Here is a 22650-nt window from a genome sequence, read left to right as displayed (position 1 = left end):
CCCGCTAATGAAGCCACTTTTGGCCGTTCTTTTAGCCGATTTCAGCCAAACTGTTATTGGTTTCTCATGCCGGGGCAGGGATCTTCAATTTGGAGCCCTGCAATGTTCAAGGCGGTTCTTTCTGCGTGTCTCTTGGTTGCCCTCAGCTCCGTCGCTTCCGAAGCACGGACTTATCGCATTCATCAAGTACCTGAATGCAACGTCACGATGCCCTGCGACTTCTCATATGCGCAACCGCGCCGTGAGCGGACTTCCCGGTCCCCACTGAATCCCAGGTCCTCGCTACAAGCCTATCGCGCGACGCAATTGACAGTGACCGACGCGGGCGGCGCCCCGACGACGAGCATCTCAAGCGCCCGCATCGTCGGCAGTCGTCCGGCAGGGTGTCCTTCCTCCTTCTGCGGCTGCGGCGCGGCTCTCCGCGTGTTCGGCCGTATCGTGCCGGAATTGAATCTTGCGGCCAATTGGCTGCGCTTCCCGCGGACATCACCCGCACCGGGAATGGTCGCAGCGCGACGTGGACATGTATTCGTCCTCGAGCAGCATTTGGAAGGGGACACCTGGATGGCGTACGACGCCAACTCGGGCGGACACGCGACGCGAATGCATGCGCGTTCATTGCGTGGCTATACGATCGTCAACCCGCGCGGGGGGTCCCTCGCCTGAGCGGCCAGCCGACATAATTGCGACGCATGAACATCCGCAAGGCGTCTGTTGACGGTTACGGCAGGTTCGCCTTGCTGATTTTCGATCTGCGACGGCTGGTCGCGCTTTATTTCAGGTACGTCTTCCGCAATCGAGCGGCACCCCGAACCCGGACGACCCGCCTCGTGTCGGGCGGATCGGTGACGCCGCATTTTACGGCGTCACCGGCACCATCAGATACTAAGCCATCGCCGCTTGCGGCTTCGGCTTCGGTTGTCGCGACAGCGTCAGCACGATCAGCGAGGCGAACACGCAGAGCGCGCCGGCGATGAAGAAGGCGGGCAGGTAGCTCTGATAGACCGTCCGCGAGAGACCGGCGCCGAAGGCAGCGGTGCCCGCGCCGAGCTGGTGGCCTGCAAAGATCCAGCCGAACACCAGATTGGCGCGCTCAGGTCCGAATTTCTGCGCGGTCAGGCGCACCGTGGGCGGCACAGTTGCAATCCAGTCGAGCCCGTAGAACATCGCGAAGATCGAGAGCCCATAGAACGAGAAATCGCTGAAGGGGAGGAAGATCAGCGAGAGCCCGCGCAGGCCGTAATACCAGAACAGCAAATAGCGGTTGTCGTAGCGGTCCGAAAGCCATCCCGACATGATGGTGCCGAAGAAGTCGAAGATGCCCATTGCAGCCAGCAAGCCCGCGGCCTGCACCTGCGGGATGCCGAAATCGAGGCACATCGGAATCAGATGCACCTGCACGAGGCCGTTTGTGGATGCGCCGCAGACGAAGAACGTCGCAAACAGGACCCAGAACGCGCTGCTCTTCGAGGCCTCGCGCAGCGTGCCGAGTGCGACGCCGGTGATCGAGCCATGGCTGATGGGCGGCGCTGGCAGGGGTGTGGTGCCTTCGTCGCCGAACGGGCGCAGGCCCAAATCGCTCGGACGGTCGCGCATCGCGAGCAGGACCGCGAGGGCGGAAACACCAAGTGCGATGCAGACGAAGCCGAGCGCAAGCCGCCAGCCGAAGCGTTCGGTGAGGCTTGCCAGCAGCGGCAGGAACACGAGCTGACCGGTGGCGACGCTCGCGGTCATGATGCCGACGACGAGGCCGCGCCGCGCCGCGAACCAGCGCGTCGCGATGGTAGCGCCCAGCACCAGCGCGGTCATGCCGGTGCCGATCCCGATCACGACGCCCCACAGCGCGACGAGCTGCCAGACCTCCGTCATGCCGAGCGAGAGCACCAGCGCCGAGACCACGATGAGCTGCGCGGTCAGCGTGACATTTCGCAGGCCGTAGCGGTTGAGCAGGGCCGCCGCGAACGGCGCCATCAGCCCGAACAGGATGAAGCGAATCGACAACGCCGACGAGATCTCCGCCGTGCTCCAGCCGAATTCCTTCTGAAGCGGAACAATGAAAACGCCGGGCGCGCCGACCGTGCCGGCGCTGATCAGCGCGGTGAGGAAGGTCACGCCGACCATCACCCAGCCGTAGTGGATATTGCGGCGGCCGAGTGTTGCCGCGAGCCAGTTCGAGATCATTGGGCCTCAATCTTGATGGGCAGGCGAGAGCCTGCGCAAGTTTTCAGAATGGCACGGGACGCGTCTGTCGGAAATGACGGAGTTCCCTCATTTCCGGACGTTCTCGTCAGTGCGTCAGGCGCTCTACCGCGATCGCAGTAGCTTCGCCGCCGCCGATGCAGAGCGCGGCGACGCCACGCTTGAGGTTTCGCGCCTCGAGCGCATGCAGCAGCGTCACGATCAGCCGTGCGCCGGTGGCGCCGATGGGATGGCCGAGCGCGCAGGCGCCGCCGTTGATGTTGAGCTTGTCGCGGGGAATGCCGAGATCGCGCTGGGCCGCCATCGCCACCACGGCGAAGGCTTCGTTGATCTCGAACAGATCGACATCGCCGGCATTCCAGCCGACTTTGTCCAAGAGCTTGCGGATCGCCGGGATCGGGGCCGTAGTGAACCATTGCGGCTCCTGGCTGTGGGTGGTGTGGCCTTTGATCACGGCGAGAGCCGGCAGGCCGCTGCGATCGGCGAGCGAGCGCTTCGTCAGAACCAGCGCAGCGGCGCCGTCGGCGTTGGCGGAGGAGGCCGCCGGCGTGATGGTGCCGTTGGCGCGGAACGCCGGCTTCAGCCCGGGGATCTTTGCGGGATCGACCTTGAGCGGATGTTCGTCATTGGCGACGATGCGGGGGCCGGCCTTCTCACTCAGCGTGATCGGCGCGATCTCGGCCTTGAACGCACCGCCCTCGACCGCCTTGCGTGCGCGGCTGAGCGTTTCCATCGCAAAGGCGTCCTGGTCCTTGCGGGTGAACTGATAGGCTTCTGCGGTGGCCTCGCCGAAATCGCCCATGGAGCGGCCGGTCTCGTAGGCGTCTTCGAGGCCGTCCATCATCATATGGTCGATGATGCGATCATGGCCGGCGCGATAGCCGCCACGCGCCTTGGCGAGCAGATACGGCGCGTTGCTCATGCTTTCCATGCCGCCGGAGACGACGATCTCGGCCGAGCCGGCGCAAATGATGTCGTGCGCCAGCATGGTCGCTTTCATGCCGGAGCCGCAGACCTTGTTGACAGTAGTCGCGCCGGTGGCATCGGGTAGGCCGGCGGCCCGCGCCGCCTGGCGCGCGGGGGCCTGGCCCTGGCCGGCGGGAAGGACGCAGCCCATGAAAACCTCGTCGATTTTCTCCGGCGCAAGCTTGGCACGCTCCAGTGCCGCGCCGATCACGTGCGATCCGAGCTTGTGCGCGGCCAGCGGCGAAAGCTCGCCCATGAAGCGGCCGAGCGGTGTCCGGACGGCGGAGACGATGACGACGGGATCGGCGGCTTCGGCCATGGGTGAGACTCCGTGAGATGCCAACTATGTAAGATTACGGTCATCATATGATGCGGAGCAAAAAATGCAACTGCGCGGGGCATGAGAAATTGTCGTAGGTCGGATGAGATTTGCTCGTTCGATCGGACGAGGTGGAGAGCGCCTACCGCTTCCGATTCACAAACGCGCCCATCAGCCGCGTCGGCTCGTCCGTCAGGAACGACTCGCCGAAGACTTTGACGCTCAAATTTACCGACTCGGTCAGCGGCAGCTCCTCCCATTGCCGCAGCAATGCCTTCTGCGACCGCAGCGCCTCGGGGCCGCATTCGAGCAGGGCCTTCACGAGGTGCTCGACCTCGGCATCGAGCCCACCCTCCGGCGCGACCTTGTCGACCAACCCCCAGGCCAGCGCCGTCGGCGCGTCGATGTTCTCAGCGGTCATCACCAGCCAGCGCGCGCGGGCCCACCCGATCAGGCGCGGCAGCAGCGCGGCATGGATCACCGAGGGAATGCCGACCCGCACCTCCGGCATGCCGAAATGCGCATCACGGGCGGCGATCCGGAAATCGCAGGCCGCGGCGACTTCGAGCCCGCCGCCGAGGCACCAGCCGGGCATGCGCGCGATCATAGGGGCCGGGAAGGCGCGCACGGCCTCGCAGAGGTCGCGCAGGCGGCTGATGAAGGCCTCGGCGGACTTCTGGTCGAGCTTGGCCATCTCCTTGATGTCGGCGCCGCCGATCATGCTCTTCTCGCTCTGGCCGCGCAGCACCACGACCCGGATGCTGCGGTCGGACGAGAGCTGCTGCAGGCCTTCGCGCACCGCATCGGTGACGGGCGAGCTCAAAATGTTCAGCGAGCCGGCATTGCAGATCGCGACATGAACGACGCCGCGCGCATCGCGCGTCACCCCGCAGTGGTTGTTGAGCATTTCCATGAGAGGATCTCTGAGCTTCGTAGACGTGCGAATACGCCGGTCAGGTCACACTTCCGGGCCGAAACGCATTGCTTGTCAAGCCGGCGGGGAGGGAGTTGCCAGCGCTAAGTCCGCAGCATAGTATGATGGAAATCATACAAAAGAGGCCGCGATGACCGACATCGATCAACTCGACCTGTTTTCGCCTGCGGGCCGGCGCGAGCGGGTGGTTGAATGGCAGGTGCCTGCGCCGGTTGCGAAAGTGGCGATGGGCCTGTCAGGCATGGATGCGATGCTGGGCATCCGCGACGGAAGGCTGCCGCCGCCACCCTTTGCCAAGCTGATCGGCTTCATCATGGCCGTGGTCGAGCCGGGCCGGATCGTCATGGAACTCGAGCCGCGCGAGGATCTCGAAAACACCATAGGCCTCCTGCACGGGGCCACAGCCGCCGCGCTGCTCGACACCGCCATGGGGTGTGCGATCTCGACCCGGCTGGAGCCCGGGCAGGGCTCCGTCACCCTCGATCTGAAAATGACCTTCCTGCGTCCGCTCTCGGTCCGGTCCGGGTTGATCTCCGCCGAAGGCAAGGTGATCAAGCTGGGACGCCAGACCAGCTACGCCGAGGGATTTGTCCGCGACGGTAAGGGGGCGCTTGCGGTGCACGCAACGGCGACCTTTTCCATGATCGGCAACAATTTTACCGGGAATTAATGCGCCGTCCGGCCGATATCCGTGTTATTAGATGACCCCCGACATCCAATGAGATCCGCATGCGCTATTCCCGGGAACACAAGCAGGAAACCCACGACCGCATCGTGAAGAAGGCTTCCGTGCGGCTGCGCGAAAAGGGCGCCCACGGCATCGGTGTCGCCGACCTCATGAAGGAAGCGGGCCTGACCCATGGCGGCTTCTACGCCCATTTCGATTCCCGCGAGGCGCTGGTGATCGAGGCGTTTGGCTACGCTATGGATCGCTCGATGGAGCACTGGCGCAAGCAATCCGATCAGGTCACGCCGGAGAAGCAGCTCAGTCAGATCGTTGAGACCTATCTCTCCGCGGTGCATCGCGACAACCCCGGTCACGGCTGCTCGATCCCCGCGCTCGGCGCCGAGATCGCCCGAGAGAGCCCGAAGACGCGAAAGGCCTTTGCCGGCAAGCTCGACGAGATGATCGAGATGATCACGGACTTCATCCCGAATCTGCCGCGCAAGGCCGCGCGCAAGCAGGCGATCGCGACGCTGGCGACCATGGCCGGCACCATGTTGCTCGCGCGCATTGCCGGCTCGAGCGAGCTGTCGGATGAGGTGCTGAAGACGGGCAAGGACAGCGCGCTGGACGGCGCGCGGCGTGAGCCGAAGGCTGCGGCGGCGAAAAAGGCGAAGCAGAGCTAGGCTTCAGAGCCCCGCAAACAACGCCCGCTCGCGCTCCACAATCTCGGAAATATAATCCGCCACCGCGCGGATGCGTGCGAGGTCCTTGCTGTCAGCGTGCATCAGCATCCAGAAGGTGCGGGTGATCGAGACCTCTTCCGCCAGCACCGCAATCAGCTGCGGATAGTCGGCCGCCATGAAGTGTGGCAGCACGGCGATACCGAAGCCGGCGAGCGTGGCGTTGAGTTGCGCGATCAGATTGGCGCTGCGCAAGCGTGCGGAGATCTTCGGCGACACCTGCGGCAGATAGTCGAGCTCGGGCGTGAACAAGAGCTCCTCGATATAGCCGACAAAGCGATGCTGCGGCAGCACCTCGCGCGAGGTGATTTTCGGGAAGCGTTCGAGATAGGCGGGCGCGGCATAAAGTCCGAGGCGGTAGTCGAGCAGTTTGCGGCCGACGATGCGGCCTTCCTTCGGCATGGTCAGGCTGATGGCGATATCGGCCTCGCGCTTGGAGAGGCTGAACAGCCGCGCGGTGGCCACCAGTTGCAGGTCGAGATCGGGATACCGGTCGGCGAACTGAGCGAGCCGGGGCGCCAGGAAGGCGGTGCCAAATCCGTCTGGCGCGCCGATCCGCACCGTGCCGGTCAGCCGCGCCACGGAGCCACCGACCTGCTCCTGGTTGGCGACGATGGTCGATTCCATCGCTTCCGCGCTGTCGGCGACGCGCTGGCCGGCCTCTGTCAGCAGGTAGCCGGTCTTGCGCCGGTCAAACAGCTTGGCCGAGAGGTGCTTCTCCAGCCGGTCGACGCGGCGGATCACGGTGGCATGGTCGACGCCGAGCTGTTTTGCCGCAGCCGAAACCGAGCCGCCCCGCACGATGGACAGCACGAAGCGGAAGTCGTCCCAGTCGATAGCGCCTTGATCCAGCATTTTCGCACATCTATGGTGCATTATCTCAGACTTGAATCCTATAAAATGCAGGTCGATAGGATTTGTCAAAGCGTTCAAGCTCGCCTCAAGGAGACCATTCCATGCGTTCAGTCGGACATTTCATTGGTGGCAAGGAGGTCAAGGGCACCTCGGGCCGCACCGCCGACGTTTTCGAGCCGATGACCGGTGACGTTCAGGCCAAGGTGGCGCTGGCGTCCAAGGCCGAGGTTCGCGCCGCCGTGGAAAACGCCCGCGCCGCGCAGCCGGAATGGGCCGCGACCAACCCGCAGCGCCGCGCTCGCGTCATGATGAAGTTCGTCGAGCTGGTGCAGCGCGACTACGACAAGCTGGCCGAACTGCTTGCCCGCGAGCATGGCAAGACCGTTCCTGACGCCAAGGGTGACATCCAGCGCGGCCTCGAGGTCGCGGAGTTCGCCTGCGGCATTCCGCATCTGATGAAGGGCGAGTACACCGAAGGCGCCGGCCCCGGCATCGACATCTATTCGATGCGCCAGGCGCTCGGCGTCGTCGCCGGCATCACGCCGTTCAATTTCCCGGCGATGATTCCGATGTGGAAGTTCGCTCCTGCGATTGCCTGCGGCAACGCCTTCATCCTGAAGCCGTCGGAGCGCGATCCCGGCGTGCCGATGATGCTTGCCGAACTGATGATCGAGGCGGGCCTGCCGCCCGGCATCCTCAATGTCGTCAACGGCGACAAGGAAGCGGTCGACGCCATCCTCGACGATCCCGACATCAAGGCCGTCGGCTTCGTCGGCTCCACCCCGATCGCGCAATACATCTACGAGCGCGCCGCCCAGACCGGCAAGCGCTGCCAATGTTTTGGCGGCGCCAAGAACCACGCCATCATCATGCCGGATGCCGACATGGACCAGGCAGTCGACGCACTGATCGGCGCCGGCTACGGTTCGGCCGGCGAACGCTGCATGGCCGTGTCAGTCGCGGTTCCGGTCGGCAAGGCCACTGCCGACCGCCTGATGGAAAAGCTGGTCCCGCGCGTCGAGAGTCTCAAGATCGGCACCTCGATCGATCCCTCCGCCGATTACGGTCCGCTGGTGACGCGCGAGGCGGTCGAGAAGGTCAAGGGCTATATCGACATCGGCATCAAGGAAGGCGCGACGCTCGCCGTCGACGGCCGCGGCTTCAAGATGCAGGGCTACGAGAACGGCTTCTATCTCGGCGGTTCGCTGTTCGACAACGTCACCAAGGACATGCGGATCTACAAGGAAGAGATTTTTGGCCCCGTGCTCTCGGTCGTGCGCGCGCACGATTACAAGGAAGCGCTGGCGCTGCCGTCGGAGCATGATTACGGCAACGGCGTTGCGATCTTCACCCGCGACGGCGACGCCGCGCGCGACTTCGCGGCCAAGGTCAACGTCGGCATGGTCGGGATCAACGTGCCGATCCCGGTGCCGATTGCGTATTACACCTTCGGCGGCTGGAAGAAGTCGGGCTTCGGCGATCTCAACCAGCACGGCCCGGATTCGGTCCGCTTCTACACCAAGACCAAGACGGTGACCTCGCGCTGGCCGTCCGGCGTCAAGGAAGGCGCGGAGTTCTCGATCCCGCTGATGAAGTAACCGTCGTTGGAGCGAAGCTAACAGATGCAGTTCGCTCTGAACGAGGATCAGATCGCGGTTCGCGACATGGCGTTGGCGTTTGCGGCGGAAAAGATCGCGCCGCACGCGCTGCGCTGGGACGAGGAGAAGCATTTTCCCGTCGAGGTGATGCGCGAGGCCGCCACGCTCGGCATGGGCGGCATCTACATCCGCGAGGATGTGGGTGGCTCCGCCATGACACGGTTCGACGCGGCGCTGATCTTCGAAGCGCTGGCGACGGGCTGTCCGACCACCTCGGCCTTCATCTCCATCCACAATATGGCGTCGTGGATGATCGATGCCTACGGCAGCGACACCCAGCGCCACAAATGGCTGCCCAAGCTCTGCACCATGGAGCTGATCGCGAGCTACTGCCTGACCGAGCCCGGCGCCGGCTCGGACGCGGCAGCGCTCCGCACCCGTGCCGTGCGCGACGGCGATCATTACGTTCTCAACGGCCAGAAGCAGTTCATCTCCGGCGCCGGCGGGACCGATCTCCTGGTCGCGATGGTGCGCACCGGCGGCGATGGCCCCGGCGGCATCTCGACGCTGGTCATCGACGGCAACACGCCGGGCGTCTCGTTCGGCGCCAACGAGCGCAAGATGGGCTGGAACGCGCAGCCGACCCGCGCCGTGATCTTCGAGAACGCCCGCGTGCCGGTCGCCAACCGGCTGAGCGAGGAGGGCGTCGGTTTCAAGATCGCGATGGCAGGCCTCGACGGCGGGCGTCTCAACATCACAGCGTGCTCACTAGGCGGCGCGCAGACCGCGCTCGACAAGGCGCGTTCCTACATGAAAGAGCGCAAGGCTTTTGGAAAACGCCTCGACGAATTCCAGGCATTGCAGTTCCGTCTCGCCGACATGGCGATCGAGCTCGAGGCCGCGCGTACGTTCCTGTGGCGCGCAGCGGCGGCGCTAGACCGCAAGGATCCCGACGCCACGATGCTCTGCGCGATGGCCAAACGCTTTGGCACCGATGCCGGCTTCGAGGTCGCCAACCAGGCGCTTCAGCTGCACGGCGGCTACGGCTATCTCAGCGAATACGGCATCGAGAAGATCGTGCGCGATTTGCGCGTGCACCAGATTCTCGAAGGCACCAACGAAATCATGCGGCTGATCGTGGCGCGCAAATTGATCGAGGGCGCCCGATGAGTGGAGCGGAGGAGGGCGATCTGGTCGCATGGGTCGAAGGCTCGGCCGGACTTATCAGGCTCAACCGCCCCAAGGCGATCAATGCCGTGACGCTGGAGATGTTTCGCGACATCGACAAGGCGCTCGACCGTTTTGAGGCCGATCCCGCCGTTGCCGTGATCGTGCTGGAAGGTGCCGGCGAGCGTGGCTTGTGTGCCGGCGGCGACATCCGTGCGCTCTGGGAAAGTTCGAAGGTCAATGGTGACCTCGGCAAGATCCTGTGGCGGGAAGAGTACATCCTCAACGCCCGGATCAAGAAATTCCCGAAACCTTATGTCGCCTTCATGGACGGCATTGTGATGGGCGGCGGCGTCGGACTCTCGGCGCATGCGAGCCATCGAATCGTGACTGACCGTACGAGGCTTGCGATGCCCGAGGTCGGGCTCGGTTTCTTTCCCGACGTCGGCGGCACTTGGCTGTTGTCACGCTCGCCGGGCGAGATCGGCACTTATTTCGGCCTGACCGGCCAGACCATGAACGGCCCCGATGCGATCCATGCCAGGTTTGCCGACGCGGTGGTATCGGCGGCCAAATGGCCCGAGTTGCGCGACGCGCTGACCAAAGTTCGCCAGGGCGTCACCGCGGCCGATGTCAGCAAGCTCATCAACGGTTTTGCGACCAGGGAGATCGCGGGGCCGGTCGCCGCAAAGGAGCCGGCGATCGACGCACTGTTCGGCTTCGACCGCATGCAAGACATTTTTGCCGCGCTCAAGCGCGACGGTTCCGAGTTCGCGCTGGCGACGTTGAAGACGCTCAACGAAAAATCGCCGCGCGGCATGGTGGTGACGCTCAAGCTGCTGCGGCTCGCGCGCACCGCGTCGAGCCTGGAAGAATGCCTGGTGCGCGAATATCGGGCTGCGCTGGAAGTCTTCCGCAGCGACGACTTTCGCGAAGGCGTGCGCGCCGCCGTGATCGACAAGGACCGCAATCCGACCTGGTCGCCGTCGCGAATCGAGGACGTCACGCCGGACATGCTTGCGCACTATCTCGCCGAGATCGGCGCCGACGAATTGAAGTTCAACTAACAACGTCTTTCAAGCGGAGGAAACCAAGATGGCCACGATCGCATTCATCGGTCTCGGCAACATGGGCGGCCCCATGGCCGCCAATCTGGTCAAGGCCGGCCACAAGGTCGTCCCTTTCGACCTCGCCGAGGCCTCCCGCAACCAGGCCAAGGCCGACGGTGCCGGCATCGCAGAGAGCGCTGCGGGCGCCGTGAAAGGTGCCGATGTGGTCGTCACCATGCTGCCGGCCGGCAAGCATGTGCTCGGCGTGTGGGGCGAGGTCGTTCCCGCGATGACCAAGGGCGCGTTGATCATCGACTCCTCCACCATAGACGTCGAGAGCGCGCGGCAGGCGCATGCGCTCGCGGCCAAGCACGGCGTGCTTTCGGTCGACGCGCCGGTGTCCGGCGGCACCGGCGGAGCCAAGGGTGCGACGCTCACCTTCATGTGCGGCGGCGAGGACAACGCGTTTGCAGCGGCAAAGCCCGTGCTGGAGAACATGGGCAAGAAGATCGTGCATTGCGGCGGTGCCGGCGCGGGCCAGGCGGCAAAAATCTGCAACAACATGATCCTCGGCATTTCCATGATCGCCGTGAGTGAGGCGTTCGCGCTGGCCGAGAAGCTCGGGCTCTCGCACCAGGCGCTGTTCGACGTCGCCTCGACCTCGTCGGGCCAGTGCTGGTCGCTGACGACCTATTGTCCGGTGCCCGGGCCGGTGCCGACCTCGCCCGCCAACAACGACTACAAGCCGGGCTTTGCCTCGGCACTGATGGTGAAGGATCTGACACTGGCGCAGGACGCCGCCAAGGCCGCCGGCGCGGCGACGCCGCTCGGCAAGCATGCGCAGGAAATCTATCAGGCCTTTGACGCAGCCGGCCAGGGCGGGGTGGATTTTTCCGGAATTATCGAGCACGTTAGGGGGCTGGCCGGGAAAGCCTAATGACGATATTTCAGGAAGCGCGCGCGTTTCTGCTTCACAACCGCACGGACTATGAGACAGCGGTCAAGGGCTTCCGCTGGCCGGATCCGATTCCCTTCAACTGGGCGCTCGACTGGTTCGATGCCGAGCTAGCGGCGAATGCGGACAGCAAGGATCGTCCTGCGCTCTGGATCGTCGATGCCGCGCAGGATCGGCAGACCAAGCTCTCGTTCGGGGCGTTGTCGCGCCGCTCCAACCAGGTCGCCAACTTCCTCCGCGCGCAAGGCTTGAAGCGCGGCGATCATCTCCTGCTGCTGCTCGGCAATGTCGTTCCGCTGTGGGAGACGATGCTGGCCGCGATCAAGCTCGGCGTCGTCGTGATTCCCGCGACGACGCTGCTCACCGCCGACGAGCTGCGCGACCGGCTCGATCGCGGCAAGGCAAAGGCGGTGGTGGCCGCGCAGGACCAGGTTGCGAAGTTCGCAAGTCTTGGCGCCGATAATATCGTCCGCATCGTCGTGGGCGAGGCCTCCGATGGCTGGCTTTCCTATGATGACGCCGCAAGGGCGTCGGAGAGCTTTGCAGCCGACGGCCCGACCAACGCTGACGACCCGATGCTGCTCTATTTCACCTCGGGCACCACGGCAAAGCCGAAGCTGGTGCGGCACAGCCAGCGCAGTTATCCCGTCGGCCATCTCTCGACCATGTATTGGATCGGGTTGAAGCCCGGCGACGTCCATCTCAACATCTCCTCGCCCGGTTGGGCCAAGCACGCCTGGAGCTGTTTCTTTGCGCCGTGGAATGCGGGCGCGACCGTCTTTGTGGTCAACCAGCCGCGCTTCGACGCCAAGGGGCTGCTTGCCACCATTGGCCGCTGCGGCGTCACCACGCTGTGCGCGCCGCCGACGGTGTGGCGGCTGTTCATCCAGGAGAATCTTGCGTCGTTCAAGGTGGCCTTGCGCGAGGTCTGCGGCGCCGGCGAGCCCCTCAATCCTGAAGTGATCGAGCAGGTGCAGGCCGCCTGGGGCCTCACCATCCGCGACGGGTACGGCCAGACCGAAACCACGGCGCTGGCCGGCAACTCGCCGGGGCAAAAGATCAAGGTCGGCTCGATGGGCCGGCCGCTGCCGGGCTATCGCGTGCAGGTCAGCGACGCCGATGGTCATCCGGCCAAAGAGGGCGAGGTGGCTCTAGTGCTCGGCGAAAACCGCCCCGCCGGCCTGATGCAGGGCTATCAGGGCGACGACGGTGGGCTGTCCGGCGCCGAAGGCGAGCTTTATCGCAGCGGTGACGTCGTGTTCGAGGATGACGATGGCTATCTCACTTTCGTCGGCCGCTCCGACGACGTATTCAAATCCTCCGACTATCGCATCAGCCCGTTCGAACTCGAGAGCGTGTTGCTCGAGCACGAGCTCGTCGCGGAAGCTGCCGTGGTGCCGAGCCCGGACCCGATCCGGCTCGCGATCCCCAAGGCCTATGTGCTGCTGACATCCGGTGCGGAGCGTTCGCCGGAGACGGCGCTCTCCATCTTCAGGCATCTGCACACGCGCCTTGCACCGTTCAAGCGCATCCGGCGCCTCGAGATCGTCACGGAGCTGCCGAAGACGATCTCGGGAAAGATCCGCCGCGTTCAGCTGAGACGGCTGGAGCGTGACGACGACCGCAATGATGCCCTGCGCGGCCGGGAATTCCGCGAAGAGGACTTTCCGGAGCTGCCGAAAACACGGAGTGAGACCTAAGTGAACGAAGTCTGGAAGAAGCCGCCGATTTCCTTGGACGCCTATCAGGCCATGGTTGGCAAGGAGATCGGCGTGTCGTCGTGGCACCTGGTCGATCAGCCCCGCATCGACACCTATGCCGACGTGATCGAGGATCACCAGTTCATTCACGTCGACCCGGAGCGTGCGAAGAACGAGACGGCGTTCGGCACCACCATCGCGCACGGCTTCCTGACGATGTCGCTGCTGTCGATTATGTCCTACGAGGTGATGCCCGTCATCGCGGGCACCACGATGGGGGTCAATTACGGTTTTGACAAGCTGCGTTTCATCTCGCCGGTGCGCTCGGGCAAGCGCGTTCGGGGCCGTTTCGTGCTGGCGGAAGCCAAGCTGCGCAAGCCGAATGAATTGCAGTCGCGCACCAACGTCACCGTGGAAATCGAAGGCGAGGACAAGCCCGCGCTGGTCGCGGACTGGCTCGGGTTGATCTATTTCGCCTGAGTGGGCCGTCGCTGCCGGGCTTGACCCGGCAGCCCATCGCTGCTCAAAAGTTGTCCAAATCGGTGCGCTCGAACCCTCTCCCTCGCGAGAGAGGGTGGCGAAATCGAGCGGAGCGAGATGAAGCCGGGTGAGGGGTATCTCTCCACACGCTCATCTGCCGAGACAGATCCCTCATCCGGCGCTTCGCGCCACCTTCTCCCACAAGGGGAGAAGGGAAGACAGCACAAGGAAGCACAATGGCAATCAGGTTCGACGGACGCGTCGCCATCGTCACCGGCGCGGGCAATGGTTTGGGGCGCGCGCATGCGCTGGGATTGGCAAGCCGCGGCGCGAAAGTCGTGGTCAACGATTTCGGCGGCGCGCGCGACGGCAGCGGCGGCTCGCTGTCGCCGGCGGAGACCGTTGTCGAGGAGATCCGCAAAGCGGGCGGCACCGCCATGGCCGACGGCGCCGACGTCTCGAATTTCGAGCAGGTCACCGCGATGGTCGAGCGCGCCACCAAGGAGTGGGGCAGCGTGGACCTCTTGTGTGCCAATGCCGGCATTTTGCGCGACAAGTCGTTCGGCAAGATGGAAGCGGCCGATTTCCAGAAGGTGCTCGACGTGCACCTCGTCGGCACCTTCTATTGCTGCAAGGCGGCCTGGGCCGGCATGCGCGATCGCAACTATGGCCGCATCGTCCTGACGACGTCGTCCTCCGGCCTCTACGGCAATTTCGGCCAGGCCAATTACGGAGCGGCCAAGTCCGGCATGGTCGGCCTGATGAACGTGCTGGCGGAAGAAGGCCGCAAGAGCGACATCCGCGTCAACATCATCTCGCCGACGGCAGCGACCCGCATGACGGAAGAGCTGCTGCCGCCGCAGGCGCTGCAGTTGATGAAGCCGAACGCGATCACGCCCGCGGTCGAGTACATGCTGAGCGAGGACGCGCCGACCCGCACCATCATGGGCGCCGGCGCCGGCTCGTTCGCGGTGATCAAGATCGTCGAGAGCGAAGGCATCAACCTGCCGGAGTCCGAGTGGACCCCGGATGCGGTCGCGGCGCATTTCGCCGAGATCAGCGACATGTCAAAAGCGAAGGCGCTGCAGGGAGCTTTCGAGCAGACGCAGAAATACGTGGCGCAAGCCGCTGCGCGCGCCGGGGTAAAACTCTGACAGCGGTCGCCGTCATCGGCGCCGGCCCTGCCGGTCTGATGGCGGCCGAAGTGCTCGTGCAGGGTGGTGCTCGCGTCACCGTCTACGATTCGATGCCGTCCGCTGGCCGCAAATTCCTGATGGCCGGCCGCGGCGGGCTCAATCTCACCCACAGCGAACCGCTGCCTCAGTTCATCACGCGCTACCGCGAGGCGGCGCAGAGGTTGCAGGCTGCGATCGAAGCGTTTCCGCCTGACGCGCTGCGCGCCTGGAGCGAGGCGCTGGGCGAGCCGACTTTTGTCGGCTCCAGCGGGCGTGTGTTTCCGAAGGCCTTCAAGGCCTCGCCCTTGCTGCGGGCCTGGCTGCGACGCCTCGATGCCGCCGGCGTGCACTTTGCGTTTCGCCAGCGCTGGATGGGCTGGGACGGGGACGGACGACTGGTCTTTGACCCACCCGGCGGCGGAGACGGCATCGCCGCGGACGCGATAGTGCTGGCACTCGGCGGCGCCAGCTGGCCGCGACTGGGCTGCGATGGCGGCTGGACGACGATCCTGGCCGACAAAGGCGTTGCGATCTCGCCGCTGCGGCCGGCGAACTCCGGCTTCACCGTCGCATGGTCCGAAATCTTCCGCACGCGCTTCGAGGGCCAGCCGCTCAAGGGCATCACGCTCTCCTTCGGCCCACACCGCGCCCGCGGCGAGGCCATGATCACAAGCGGCGGGATCGAGGGCGGGACGATCTATGCGTTGTCGGCCGAGCTGCGCGAGGCGATCGCAGCGAACGGCGCAGCGGTCCTGCACGTCGCGTTGCGGCCGGATGTCGATCATGGCGAACTCGTCAAGCGCCTGTCCGCCTCGCGCGGCAAGCAATCCTTCTCCAACTTCCTGCGCAAGGCTGCGCAGCTGTCGCCGGTCGCGGTCGGGCTGCTGCAGGAGGCCACCATCGGTGCTGGCCAGTCGTTGTCGGCAATATCGGCCGAGCGATTGGCGGAGCTCATCAACGCCGTGCCGGTCAAGCTCACACGCGTCGCGCCGATCGCGCGCGCGATCTCCAGCGCCGGCGGGATTTCCTTCGATGAACTCGACTCGGACTTCATGATCCGCAAACTGCCGGGCGTGTTCGCGGCCGGTGAGATGCTGGACTGGGAGGCGCCGACCGGTGGCTATTTGCTCCAGGCCTCGTTCGCGACGGGAGCTGCGGCGGGCAGGGGTGTGTTGCGACGGCTCGTCCAACTGTCGTCCTGACCATCCGCATCATGACGTCCCGGTCCGGGTTGCGAGATCCGTGAGGAGGCCGAGCACGCCGAAGCTTGCCGCCACCGCGCAGACCATCGTCCAGCCGCCAAAACTCCAGGCCAGCGATGCCGCCGCCGCGCCGATGCCACCGCCAACGAAGAACAGCGCGACGAACAGGCCGTTCATGCGACCGCGGGCCTCGGGGCGCAACAGGTTGATGGCGCGGCGGCCCAGCGTCTGATCGGTGGTGATGCCGACGTCGAGCAGGATCGTGCCGAGGCTGAGTACCAGCAGACCGGTGATCTGGGATTCAAGCACGCTCGCCCAGGCACAGAGCGCAAGCGAGCCGATGATGAGCAGATGGGCGGCAAAGAACATCGGGCGCGCCCGGCCCTTGTCGCCCCAGCGTCCCGCGATCGGTGTCGCCGCGGCGCCCGCCACACCGATCAGCGCGAAAGCCGCAATTCCCTTGGCGTCGAGGTCGAACGGCGCATCCGGCAGCCGCAGCGCGACCGCCGACCAGAACGCCGTGAAGGAGGCCATGACAAGCGAGGCGGTCCAGGCCCGCACGCGCAGCACCGGCTCTTCGCGCAGCAGTCTTGGAAAGGACAGCAGTAAATCGGCGTAACTCGCGCGTGCCGACGGTCGAAGGGTTGGAAGGTAACGGGCGAGTGCGCCGGCAAGCAGGGCCATCAGAGCGGCCGAAACGACATAGTAGGCGCGCCAGCTCCAGAGATCGGCGATCATGCTCGCCGCAGGTCGTGACAAGAGGATGCCGATCATCAATCCGCCCATCACCTCGCCGATGGCCTGACCGCGGCGATCCGGCGCCACCATAGATGCGACCAGCGGAACCATCATCTGGATCGCCGCGCAACAGGCGCCAAGGATGAAGGTGGCGAGCAGCAGGAGCGAGGGCCTCGGCGCGAGCGCCGTCGCGAGAGCGGCGAGGATCGCGCAGCCGAGTGTGCGGAGGATGACAAGCCGGTTCTCGACCAGATCGACCAGAGGTACGAGCAGCAGCAGGCCGAGTGCGTAGCCCAGCAAGGTCAGCGTGCTGATCAGCCCCGCCTGCCACGCCGGCATGGACATTGACCGGCCGATCAGGCCGAGCAGGATCTGCGGCGCGAACAGATTGGTGACGACGACACCGGCGGTGATCGCGCCGAGCCAGATCAGGGGCCGCTCGGCGAGCTGGTTTCGGGACGCGGGCCTGGCGGTTTCGGAGATAGTCATGGGACCTCGCAGCTGTGGCGCGGGACCCTTTAAGCGGAGCGAGCAATATGCTACAATTCAAATAAGCCGATAAAGAATATGCGGGTTTGTTATGAATACCCATGACCTCGTCGCTTTCGTCGCCGTAGTCGAGACCGGATCGATTGTCGCAGCTTCGGCGCGTCTCAATCTCACCCAGCCTGGCGTGACCCGACGCATCCAGAATCTCGAGGAGATGTTGGGGGCGCAGCTTCTGGATCGGCTCTCGAAGCCCCTGAAGCCGACGGCAGCGGGGCATGAGGCCTACGAGCAGGGCAGGCGCCTGCTCAGGATGCTGGACGACCTCAAGTCGGGCGTTGCCAGCGACGGAATGGTCCGCGGCGAGTTCAGGCTCGGCCTGACGCCGTTTCTCTCGGAAGCGGGCTTGACCGCACCACTCGATGCGGTGCGCGCCGAATTTCCCGCGCTGGCGGTGCGGGTGGTCTCCGGTTGGTCGCCGAACCAGCTCGAGCGTGTCTGCCGCAACGAGCTCGATGCAGCCGCGATTTGTCTCCCCGACGGTGCAGTGCCGCCCGCCGATCTGGCGGCCGACGATCTCGGCGCGCAGCCCGTCGTCTTCGTCGTCGCACGCGAGATGAAGATCCCGCGCACCGTCGACCTGGAACGGCTGTCCCAACTGTCGTGGGTGATCAACCAGGACGGCTGTGGATTTCGCGATACGCTGAAGCGAAAATTCGATGCCTCGCATCTTCCGTTCAACATCGCCGTCGAGGCGCTGGACAGTGAGCTCCGCCTGTCGCTGGTGTCGCGCGGCCTCGGCGTCGGGCTGGTCACCCCGATCGCCCTCAAGCGTAGCCCATTTCGCGACAGGCTCAAGCCGGTCGCTGCGCGCGACTTCAAACCCGCCGTGCGCGCATGGGTGGTGCATCGCGCCCCCGCCGGTCGGCTGGAGCGGCCGATCAAACTCTTTCGCGATGGATTGGTCCGGGAACTCGAGGCACTGATCGGGGGCTAGCTATCGCAGCTTCCCCCGTGCCGCCACCGGCAGCGTGCCGATGATCTCCTCGCCGCGCACCATCACCACTTCGTCCATCATGTTGACGACGACGCAGACATGATTTGGCACGACCCGCACGACGTCGCCGACGTTAGGCCGGGTGTTGCTGCGGGAGAGGTCGAGGAAGCCGTGCTCCTCGGCGAAGCGTGCGATCTTCGCTTCGGGGTGCTCCAGGATGAGGCCGTGGCCGTCGAGGCCGCCGGTATCCGTCGTCAGAGTCTTTGAGCCGGCGTCCAGAATCCCGCGCTCAGGCGCGGCGCGGCTGACCACGGTCGAATAGATGTGCAGCGCGCAGTCGTCCCAGGTGGCGACGCCGGCCGCGACCTGCATGCGGTCGTTATAGATGTAGGTGCCGAAGCGATGCTCGGTGCCGCCCTTGAGCTTGCCGAGGTTCTTCAGGTTCGGCGTGCCGCCGGTCGAGACGATTTTTGCATCCAGCCCGTGTGCGCGCACGCCGGCCAGAGCTTCGTCATAGAATTTTTGGGCGTCCGCCCAACCAGTCTCGGTCGGATACAGCATGAAGCCGGCGAATTGCAGGCCCTTGGATGCGGCAATCTCCTGCGCCAGTGCAATCGCCTCGGCGGGCGTCTCGACGCCGGCGCGCTGGCGGCCGGTATCGCATTCGACCACGACCGATAGCGGTCGACCTGAGGCTGCGGCGGCCTTGGGCAGGCCGGCGACGACGGTCGAATTGTCAGCGGCGACCGTCATGTTGGCCTTCGCCTGCAGCGCCCCTAACCGCGCCATCTTCTCTTCGCCGAGCAGGTTGTAGCTGATCAGGATATCGTCGATGCCGGCATTGGCCATGATCTCGGCTTCACCGAGCTTCTGGCACGTGATGCCCTTGGCACCGGCCGCGATCTGCATCTTCGCGATGGTGGGGTTCTTGTGCGTCTTGACGTGGGGACGGTTGGCGATCCCGGCGTCGTCGCAAGCCTTCTGAATCCGCGCGATGTTGCGCTCTACCTTGTCCATGTCGATAACGGCGCAGGGCGTGCCGTATTCGCGGGCGATCTTGGCGGCAAGGGTCGTTGTCATGGAAGTCTCTGAGTTGGCGCGCATCCCGTTTGCAAAAGCGGTGCCCACTTTTGCGGAATGCACGCTAGGCCTGTTCAATCTCTTCGCGCCGCACTTCGAGCTCCAGCCATTTGTCCTCGGCCTCGGCCAGTTCCTTTTGCGCCTTCGTCAGAGCGTCGGAGGCCTGGTCGAAGCGCTTGCGATCCTTGCGAAAGAGATCGCGGTCGTCAAGGAAGCGCTGCTGCTTGGCGATCTCGGCCTGCAGCTTGGCGATGGTCTTGGGCAGCGTCTCCAGCGCGTGTTGCTCGTTGAAGGTCAAGCGTCGTCTCGCGACGCCGGACGGCACGGCTGATCGCTGCTCTCTCGTCTCTTCGACGGCCTTCGCGGTCGCGCGCTTCACGTCGGCGCCGCGCTGGGCCAGCATGTCGGTATAGCCGCCGGCATATTCGAGCCAGCGTCCGTTGCCCTCGGGCACGATCACGGACGTCACCACGCGGTCGAGAAAATCGCGATCGTGGCTGATCAGAATCACGGTGCCCTCGTAATCGCTGAGCATCTCCTCGAGGACGTCGAGGGTCTCCAGGTCGAGGTCGTTGGTCGGCTCGTCCAGCACCAGGAGGTTGGAGGGTTTTGCCAGCGCGCGTGCCAGCATCAGCCGGCCGCGCTCACCGCCCGACAGCACCTCCAGCGGCGTGCGCATCTGTTCCTGGGCGAACAGGAAGTCCTTCATGTAACTGACGACATGCTTCGGCTTGCCGCCAACCATGACATGGTCGCCGCGGCCGCCGGTCAGCGCCTCGGCCAGCGTCGTCTTCGGATCGAGACTTTCACGATGCTGGTCGAGCGTCGCCATCTCGATGTTGGCGCCGAGCCGTATGCTGCCGCTGTCCGGTGCGCTGCCGCCGGTCAGCATCTCGATCAGCGTGGTCTTGCCGGCGCCGTTCGGGCCGACGATGCCGATGCGATCGCCGCGCTGGACGCGGATCGAGAAGCCGTCGACGATCTTTCGCTCGCCATAGGACCGGCTGATATTCTTGGCCTCGATGACGAGCTTGCCGGACTTGTCGGCCTCGGCAGCCGCGAGGTTGGCGTTGCCCGTCGCGCCGCGATGGGTGCGGCGCTGGTCGCGCAGCGCGTGGAGATTGCCGAGTCGCTTGACGTTGCGCTTGCGGCGGCCCGAGACGCCGTAACGCAGCCAGTGCTCCTCGTTGACGATCTTGCGGTCGAGCTTGTGCTGGTCGCGCTCTTCCTCCGCGAGCACCTCGTCGCGCCAAGCCTCGAAGGCACTGAAGCCGCGGTCGATCTGCCGGATCTGGCCGCGGTCGAGCCAGGCGGTGCTGCGCGAGAGATTGCCGAGGAAGCGCCGATCGTGGCTGATGATCACCAGCGCGCAGCGGCGGCTCTCCAGTTCACTCTCCAGCCATTCGATGGTCGGAAGATCCAGATGGTTGGTCGGCTCATCCAGCAGCAGGATGTCGGGCGAGGGCGCCAGCACGCGTGCCAGCGCGGCGCGGCGCGCTTCGCCGCCGGAGACATGCGCCGGATCTTCTTCGCCGCTGAGACCGAGCTGCTCGACCAGATAGCGCGCCTGATAGTGGTCGTCGCCAGCATTGAGGCCGGCCTCGACATAAGCGAGCGTGGTGGAGAAACCGGAAAAATCCGGCTCCTGCGGCAGGTAGCGAATGGTGGCGCCGGGCTGCACGAAACGGCTGCCGCCATCCGGTTCGACCAGGCCGGCGGCGATCTTGAGCAGCGTCGATTTGCCGGAACCGTTGCGGCCGATCAGGCAGACGCGCTCGCCAGTCGAAACCGACAGTTCGACGCCCGCCAGGAGCGGCGTGCCGCCAAAGGTCAGCTTGATATCGCGCAGTTGAATCAGCGGTGGCGCCATGCGGTGTCTCAGTCCTGTCTTGTTGCGGCCTGGTCGGCGCGGCGGCGCTGAATGCGGCGGATGGTCTGGTCGAGCGTCGACAGAAACGTCGAGCGGTCGCGCGGTGAATACGATTTCGGACCGCCGGTGACTTCGCCGGCCGAGCGCAAATCGGTCATCAGGTTGCGGACCGCGAGCGTCATCCCGATCGATTCCTCGGTGAACGCCTTGCCGTTGGACGCGATCACATCGGCGCCGGCCTTCACGCAGCGGCTTGCGAGCGGAATATCCGAGGTAATGACGATGTCGCCGGGCCCGGCGCGTTCCGCGATCCAGTCATCGGCTGCGTCCATGCTGGCACCAGCGGCGATCCGCTCGATGAGTGGATCCTGGGGCACGCGGATGAAATTGCCCGCGACCACGCTCACGGGCAGGCCGTGCCTGCCGGCGACGCGATAGATCTCGTCCTTCACCGGACAGGCGTCGGCGTCGACATAGATACGGGTGGTGTTTTGAGGGTTCGTCATGGTCCGTAGATGGGGCTTGCGAAGCGGTTCCGCAGCAGCCGCGTGGTACCCCATTCGGGCCGCAAAGGCGAGGGGATTGACCCCGGTTCCTCAGGGCCTACGATCGGGCCGAAACAACAAGAAATTGGGGAAAGCCAAGCCATGCCGAACCGGCTCGAAACCTATCGCGTCCAGGCCTACAACACGGCCAAGCAATCCGAAAACAAGATGCATGACGATGCAGTGGCGCGCCGTTTCGGGTTTTCCGGTGGGCTGGTCCCCGGCGTCGACGTCTTCGCCTACATGATGCATGTGCCGGTGGCGCGCTGGGGCCGCGATTTCCTGTCGCGCGGGCTGATCGAGGCGCGTTTCATCAAGCCGGTCTATGACGGCGAGACCGCCGACGTCGATGCGACCGAGCACAACGGCCTGCTCACCATCGAGGTGTTCAGCCGCACCGAGCTGTGTGCCACCGGCACGGCGTCGCTGCCGGCGATTGCGACTGCGGTATCGTTGAGCGACTATGTCGAGGTCCCCGCGATTGCCGAGCGCAAACCGGTCAGCCCGGCAACATTCGAGACCGGCAAATGGCTGGGCACGACACCGCGCCGCTGGGCCGGGCAGGATGCCGCCGACTATCTCGCCGACATCCGTGAAACCGATCCGATCTTCGCGGGCGGGGGCTCGGCCATCCCGGCCTGATTCAGCGCGTCATGAACCGCGTGCTGGTGGACAACACGATCCTCGGCCCCTGGATCCATGTCGGCAGCCGCATGCAATTGCTGTCAGCCGCGCGCGCCGGCGACGAGATCACCGCGCGGGCAAAAGTCACCGCGAACTACGAGAAGAAGGGCCACCGCTTCGTCGAGCTCGACGCGCTGGTGGTCGCCAACGGCACGACGCCGCTGGCGCACTGCCAGCACATCGCGATCTACCAGCCGCGCGAGCAGGCGGCGGCTTAGGCGGCATGTAAGGGGCGCAGCGCGTC

The 22650-nt window shown here is 65.1% G+C and carries 20 protein-coding genes and 1 pseudogene; 13 read left to right on the top strand and 8 right to left on the bottom strand.

All coding sequences use genetic code 11. The annotated features are described in order from the left end of the window. Positions 1-102: 102 nt before the first annotated feature. Entirely contained in the window at positions 103-666 is a 564-nt protein-coding gene (locus tag IVA93_RS22130) for a hypothetical protein (RefSeq protein ID WP_162847295.1), read from the top strand. A 219-nt stretch (positions 667-885) separates the two neighbouring features. Here the strand turns inward: IVA93_RS22130 and IVA93_RS22125 are convergent, their stop codons facing one another. From IVA93_RS22125 to IVA93_RS22115, 3 genes are all read right to left on the bottom strand, one after another. Further along, a complete protein-coding gene (locus IVA93_RS22125; protein WP_085352817.1) occupies positions 886-2181 on the bottom strand; it encodes an MFS transporter in 1296 nt (431 codons plus the stop codon). Between the two features lie 106 nt (positions 2182-2287). Further along, complete coding sequence (locus IVA93_RS22120) at positions 2288-3484, bottom strand: acetyl-CoA C-acyltransferase (protein ID WP_085352818.1); 1197 nt, start codon at positions 3482-3484, stop codon at positions 2288-2290. 142 nt (positions 3485-3626) lie between these two features. Continuing rightward, positions 3627-4397, bottom strand: a complete 771-nt coding sequence (locus IVA93_RS22115) for an enoyl-CoA hydratase (protein ID WP_018459221.1) — start codon at positions 4395-4397, stop codon at positions 3627-3629. Between the two features lie 151 nt (positions 4398-4548). Here IVA93_RS22115 and IVA93_RS22110 point away from each other — a divergent pair, with 151 nt between their 5' ends. Continuing rightward, complete coding sequence (locus IVA93_RS22110; protein WP_018459220.1) at positions 4549-5088, top strand: PaaI family thioesterase; 540 nt, start codon at positions 4549-4551, stop codon at positions 5086-5088. Between the two features lie 59 nt (positions 5089-5147). Next, the gene (locus IVA93_RS22105; RefSeq protein WP_018459219.1) at positions 5148-5768 is read left to right on the top strand and encodes a TetR/AcrR family transcriptional regulator; all 621 of its coding nucleotides are present in this window, start codon (positions 5148-5150) and stop codon (positions 5766-5768) included. A gap of 3 nt (positions 5769-5771) precedes the next feature. On the opposite strand, the gene IVA93_RS22100 is transcribed toward IVA93_RS22105, so the two are convergent. Beyond that, positions 5772-6680 carry a LysR family transcriptional regulator gene (locus IVA93_RS22100; RefSeq protein WP_085352820.1) on the bottom strand — a complete coding sequence of 303 codons (909 nt, stop codon included), beginning with the start codon at positions 6678-6680 and terminating at the stop codon, positions 5772-5774. Between the two features lie 101 nt (positions 6681-6781). On the opposite strand from IVA93_RS22100, the gene IVA93_RS22095 reads away from it, so the two are divergent. The 8 genes from IVA93_RS22095 to IVA93_RS22060 all read left to right on the top strand — a co-directional run bounded on the left by IVA93_RS22095 (position 6782) and on the right by IVA93_RS22060 (position 16006). Continuing rightward, positions 6782-8278: a CoA-acylating methylmalonate-semialdehyde dehydrogenase gene (locus tag IVA93_RS22095; RefSeq protein WP_085395918.1), complete on the top strand. Its 1497-nt coding sequence runs from the start codon at positions 6782-6784 to the stop codon at positions 8276-8278. A 24-nt stretch (positions 8279-8302) separates the two neighbouring features. After that, positions 8303-9448 (top strand): isobutyryl-CoA dehydrogenase, encoded by a 1146-nt coding sequence (locus IVA93_RS22090; RefSeq protein ID WP_018459216.1) that lies wholly within the window; start codon positions 8303-8305, stop codon positions 9446-9448. Further along, on the top strand, positions 9445-10512 hold the full coding sequence (locus IVA93_RS22085; RefSeq protein WP_247789230.1) for an enoyl-CoA hydratase/isomerase family protein: 1068 nt from the start codon (positions 9445-9447) through the stop codon (positions 10510-10512). Before IVA93_RS22090 ends, IVA93_RS22085 begins: the two co-directional genes overlap by 4 nt. A gap of 28 nt (positions 10513-10540) precedes the next feature. Next, positions 10541-11431 (top strand): 3-hydroxyisobutyrate dehydrogenase, encoded by an 891-nt coding sequence (gene mmsB / locus IVA93_RS22080; protein WP_247789229.1) that lies wholly within the window; start codon positions 10541-10543, stop codon positions 11429-11431. Then, the gene (locus tag IVA93_RS22075; protein WP_247369233.1) at positions 11431-13149 is read left to right on the top strand and encodes an AMP-binding protein; all 1719 of its coding nucleotides are present in this window, start codon (positions 11431-11433) and stop codon (positions 13147-13149) included. Before mmsB ends, IVA93_RS22075 begins: the two co-directional genes overlap by 1 nt. Further along, positions 13150-13629: a MaoC family dehydratase gene (locus IVA93_RS22070; RefSeq protein ID WP_018459212.1), complete on the top strand. Its 480-nt coding sequence runs from the start codon at positions 13150-13152 to the stop codon at positions 13627-13629. Between the two features lie 236 nt (positions 13630-13865). Next, positions 13866-14783: an SDR family NAD(P)-dependent oxidoreductase gene (locus tag IVA93_RS22065; protein WP_018459211.1), complete on the top strand. Its 918-nt coding sequence runs from the start codon at positions 13866-13868 to the stop codon at positions 14781-14783. Further along, on the top strand, positions 14780-16006 hold the full coding sequence (locus tag IVA93_RS22060) for a BaiN/RdsA family NAD(P)/FAD-dependent oxidoreductase (RefSeq protein WP_256465007.1): 1227 nt from the start codon (positions 14780-14782) through the stop codon (positions 16004-16006). Before IVA93_RS22065 ends, IVA93_RS22060 begins: the two co-directional genes overlap by 4 nt. 9 nt (positions 16007-16015) lie before the next feature. Here IVA93_RS22060 and IVA93_RS22055 read toward each other — a convergent pair whose 3' ends face one another. Then, a complete protein-coding gene (locus IVA93_RS22055) occupies positions 16016-17233 on the bottom strand; it encodes an MFS transporter (protein WP_247540490.1) in 1218 nt (405 codons plus the stop codon). Between the two features lie 91 nt (positions 17234-17324). Between IVA93_RS22055 and IVA93_RS22050 the strand changes: the two genes are divergently transcribed. After that, a complete protein-coding gene (locus tag IVA93_RS22050; RefSeq protein ID WP_247369239.1) occupies positions 17325-18227 on the top strand; it encodes a LysR family transcriptional regulator in 903 nt (300 codons plus the stop codon). Here IVA93_RS22050 and IVA93_RS22045 read toward each other — a convergent pair whose 3' ends face one another. The 3 genes from IVA93_RS22045 to IVA93_RS22035 form a co-directional block, all read right to left on the bottom strand. After that, positions 18228-19307 carry an alanine racemase gene (locus IVA93_RS22045; RefSeq protein WP_247369241.1) on the bottom strand — a complete coding sequence of 360 codons (1080 nt, stop codon included), beginning with the start codon at positions 19305-19307 and terminating at the stop codon, positions 18228-18230. It lies immediately after the preceding gene. A 64-nt stretch (positions 19308-19371) separates the two neighbouring features. Then, on the bottom strand, positions 19372-21177 hold the full coding sequence (locus IVA93_RS22040; protein ID WP_247369245.1) for an ABC-F family ATP-binding cassette domain-containing protein: 1806 nt from the start codon (positions 21175-21177) through the stop codon (positions 19372-19374). A gap of 8 nt (positions 21178-21185) precedes the next feature. Next, the gene (locus tag IVA93_RS22035) at positions 21186-21683 is read right to left on the bottom strand and encodes a YaiI/YqxD family protein (RefSeq protein ID WP_018459205.1); all 498 of its coding nucleotides are present in this window, start codon (positions 21681-21683) and stop codon (positions 21186-21188) included. A gap of 141 nt (positions 21684-21824) precedes the next feature. Between IVA93_RS22035 and IVA93_RS22030 the strand changes: the two are divergent. Then, positions 21825-22624, top strand: a pseudogene (locus IVA93_RS22030) (hypothetical protein). Positions 22625-22650 lie beyond the last annotated feature (26 nt).

Source organism: Bradyrhizobium sp. 155 (assembly GCF_023101105.1).
GTDB classification, from domain to species: domain Bacteria; phylum Pseudomonadota; class Alphaproteobacteria; order Rhizobiales; family Xanthobacteraceae; genus Bradyrhizobium; species Bradyrhizobium canariense_D.
The sequence above is the reverse complement of the archived record's forward strand: the minus strand, read 5'-3'. Positions and strand labels throughout refer to the sequence as shown.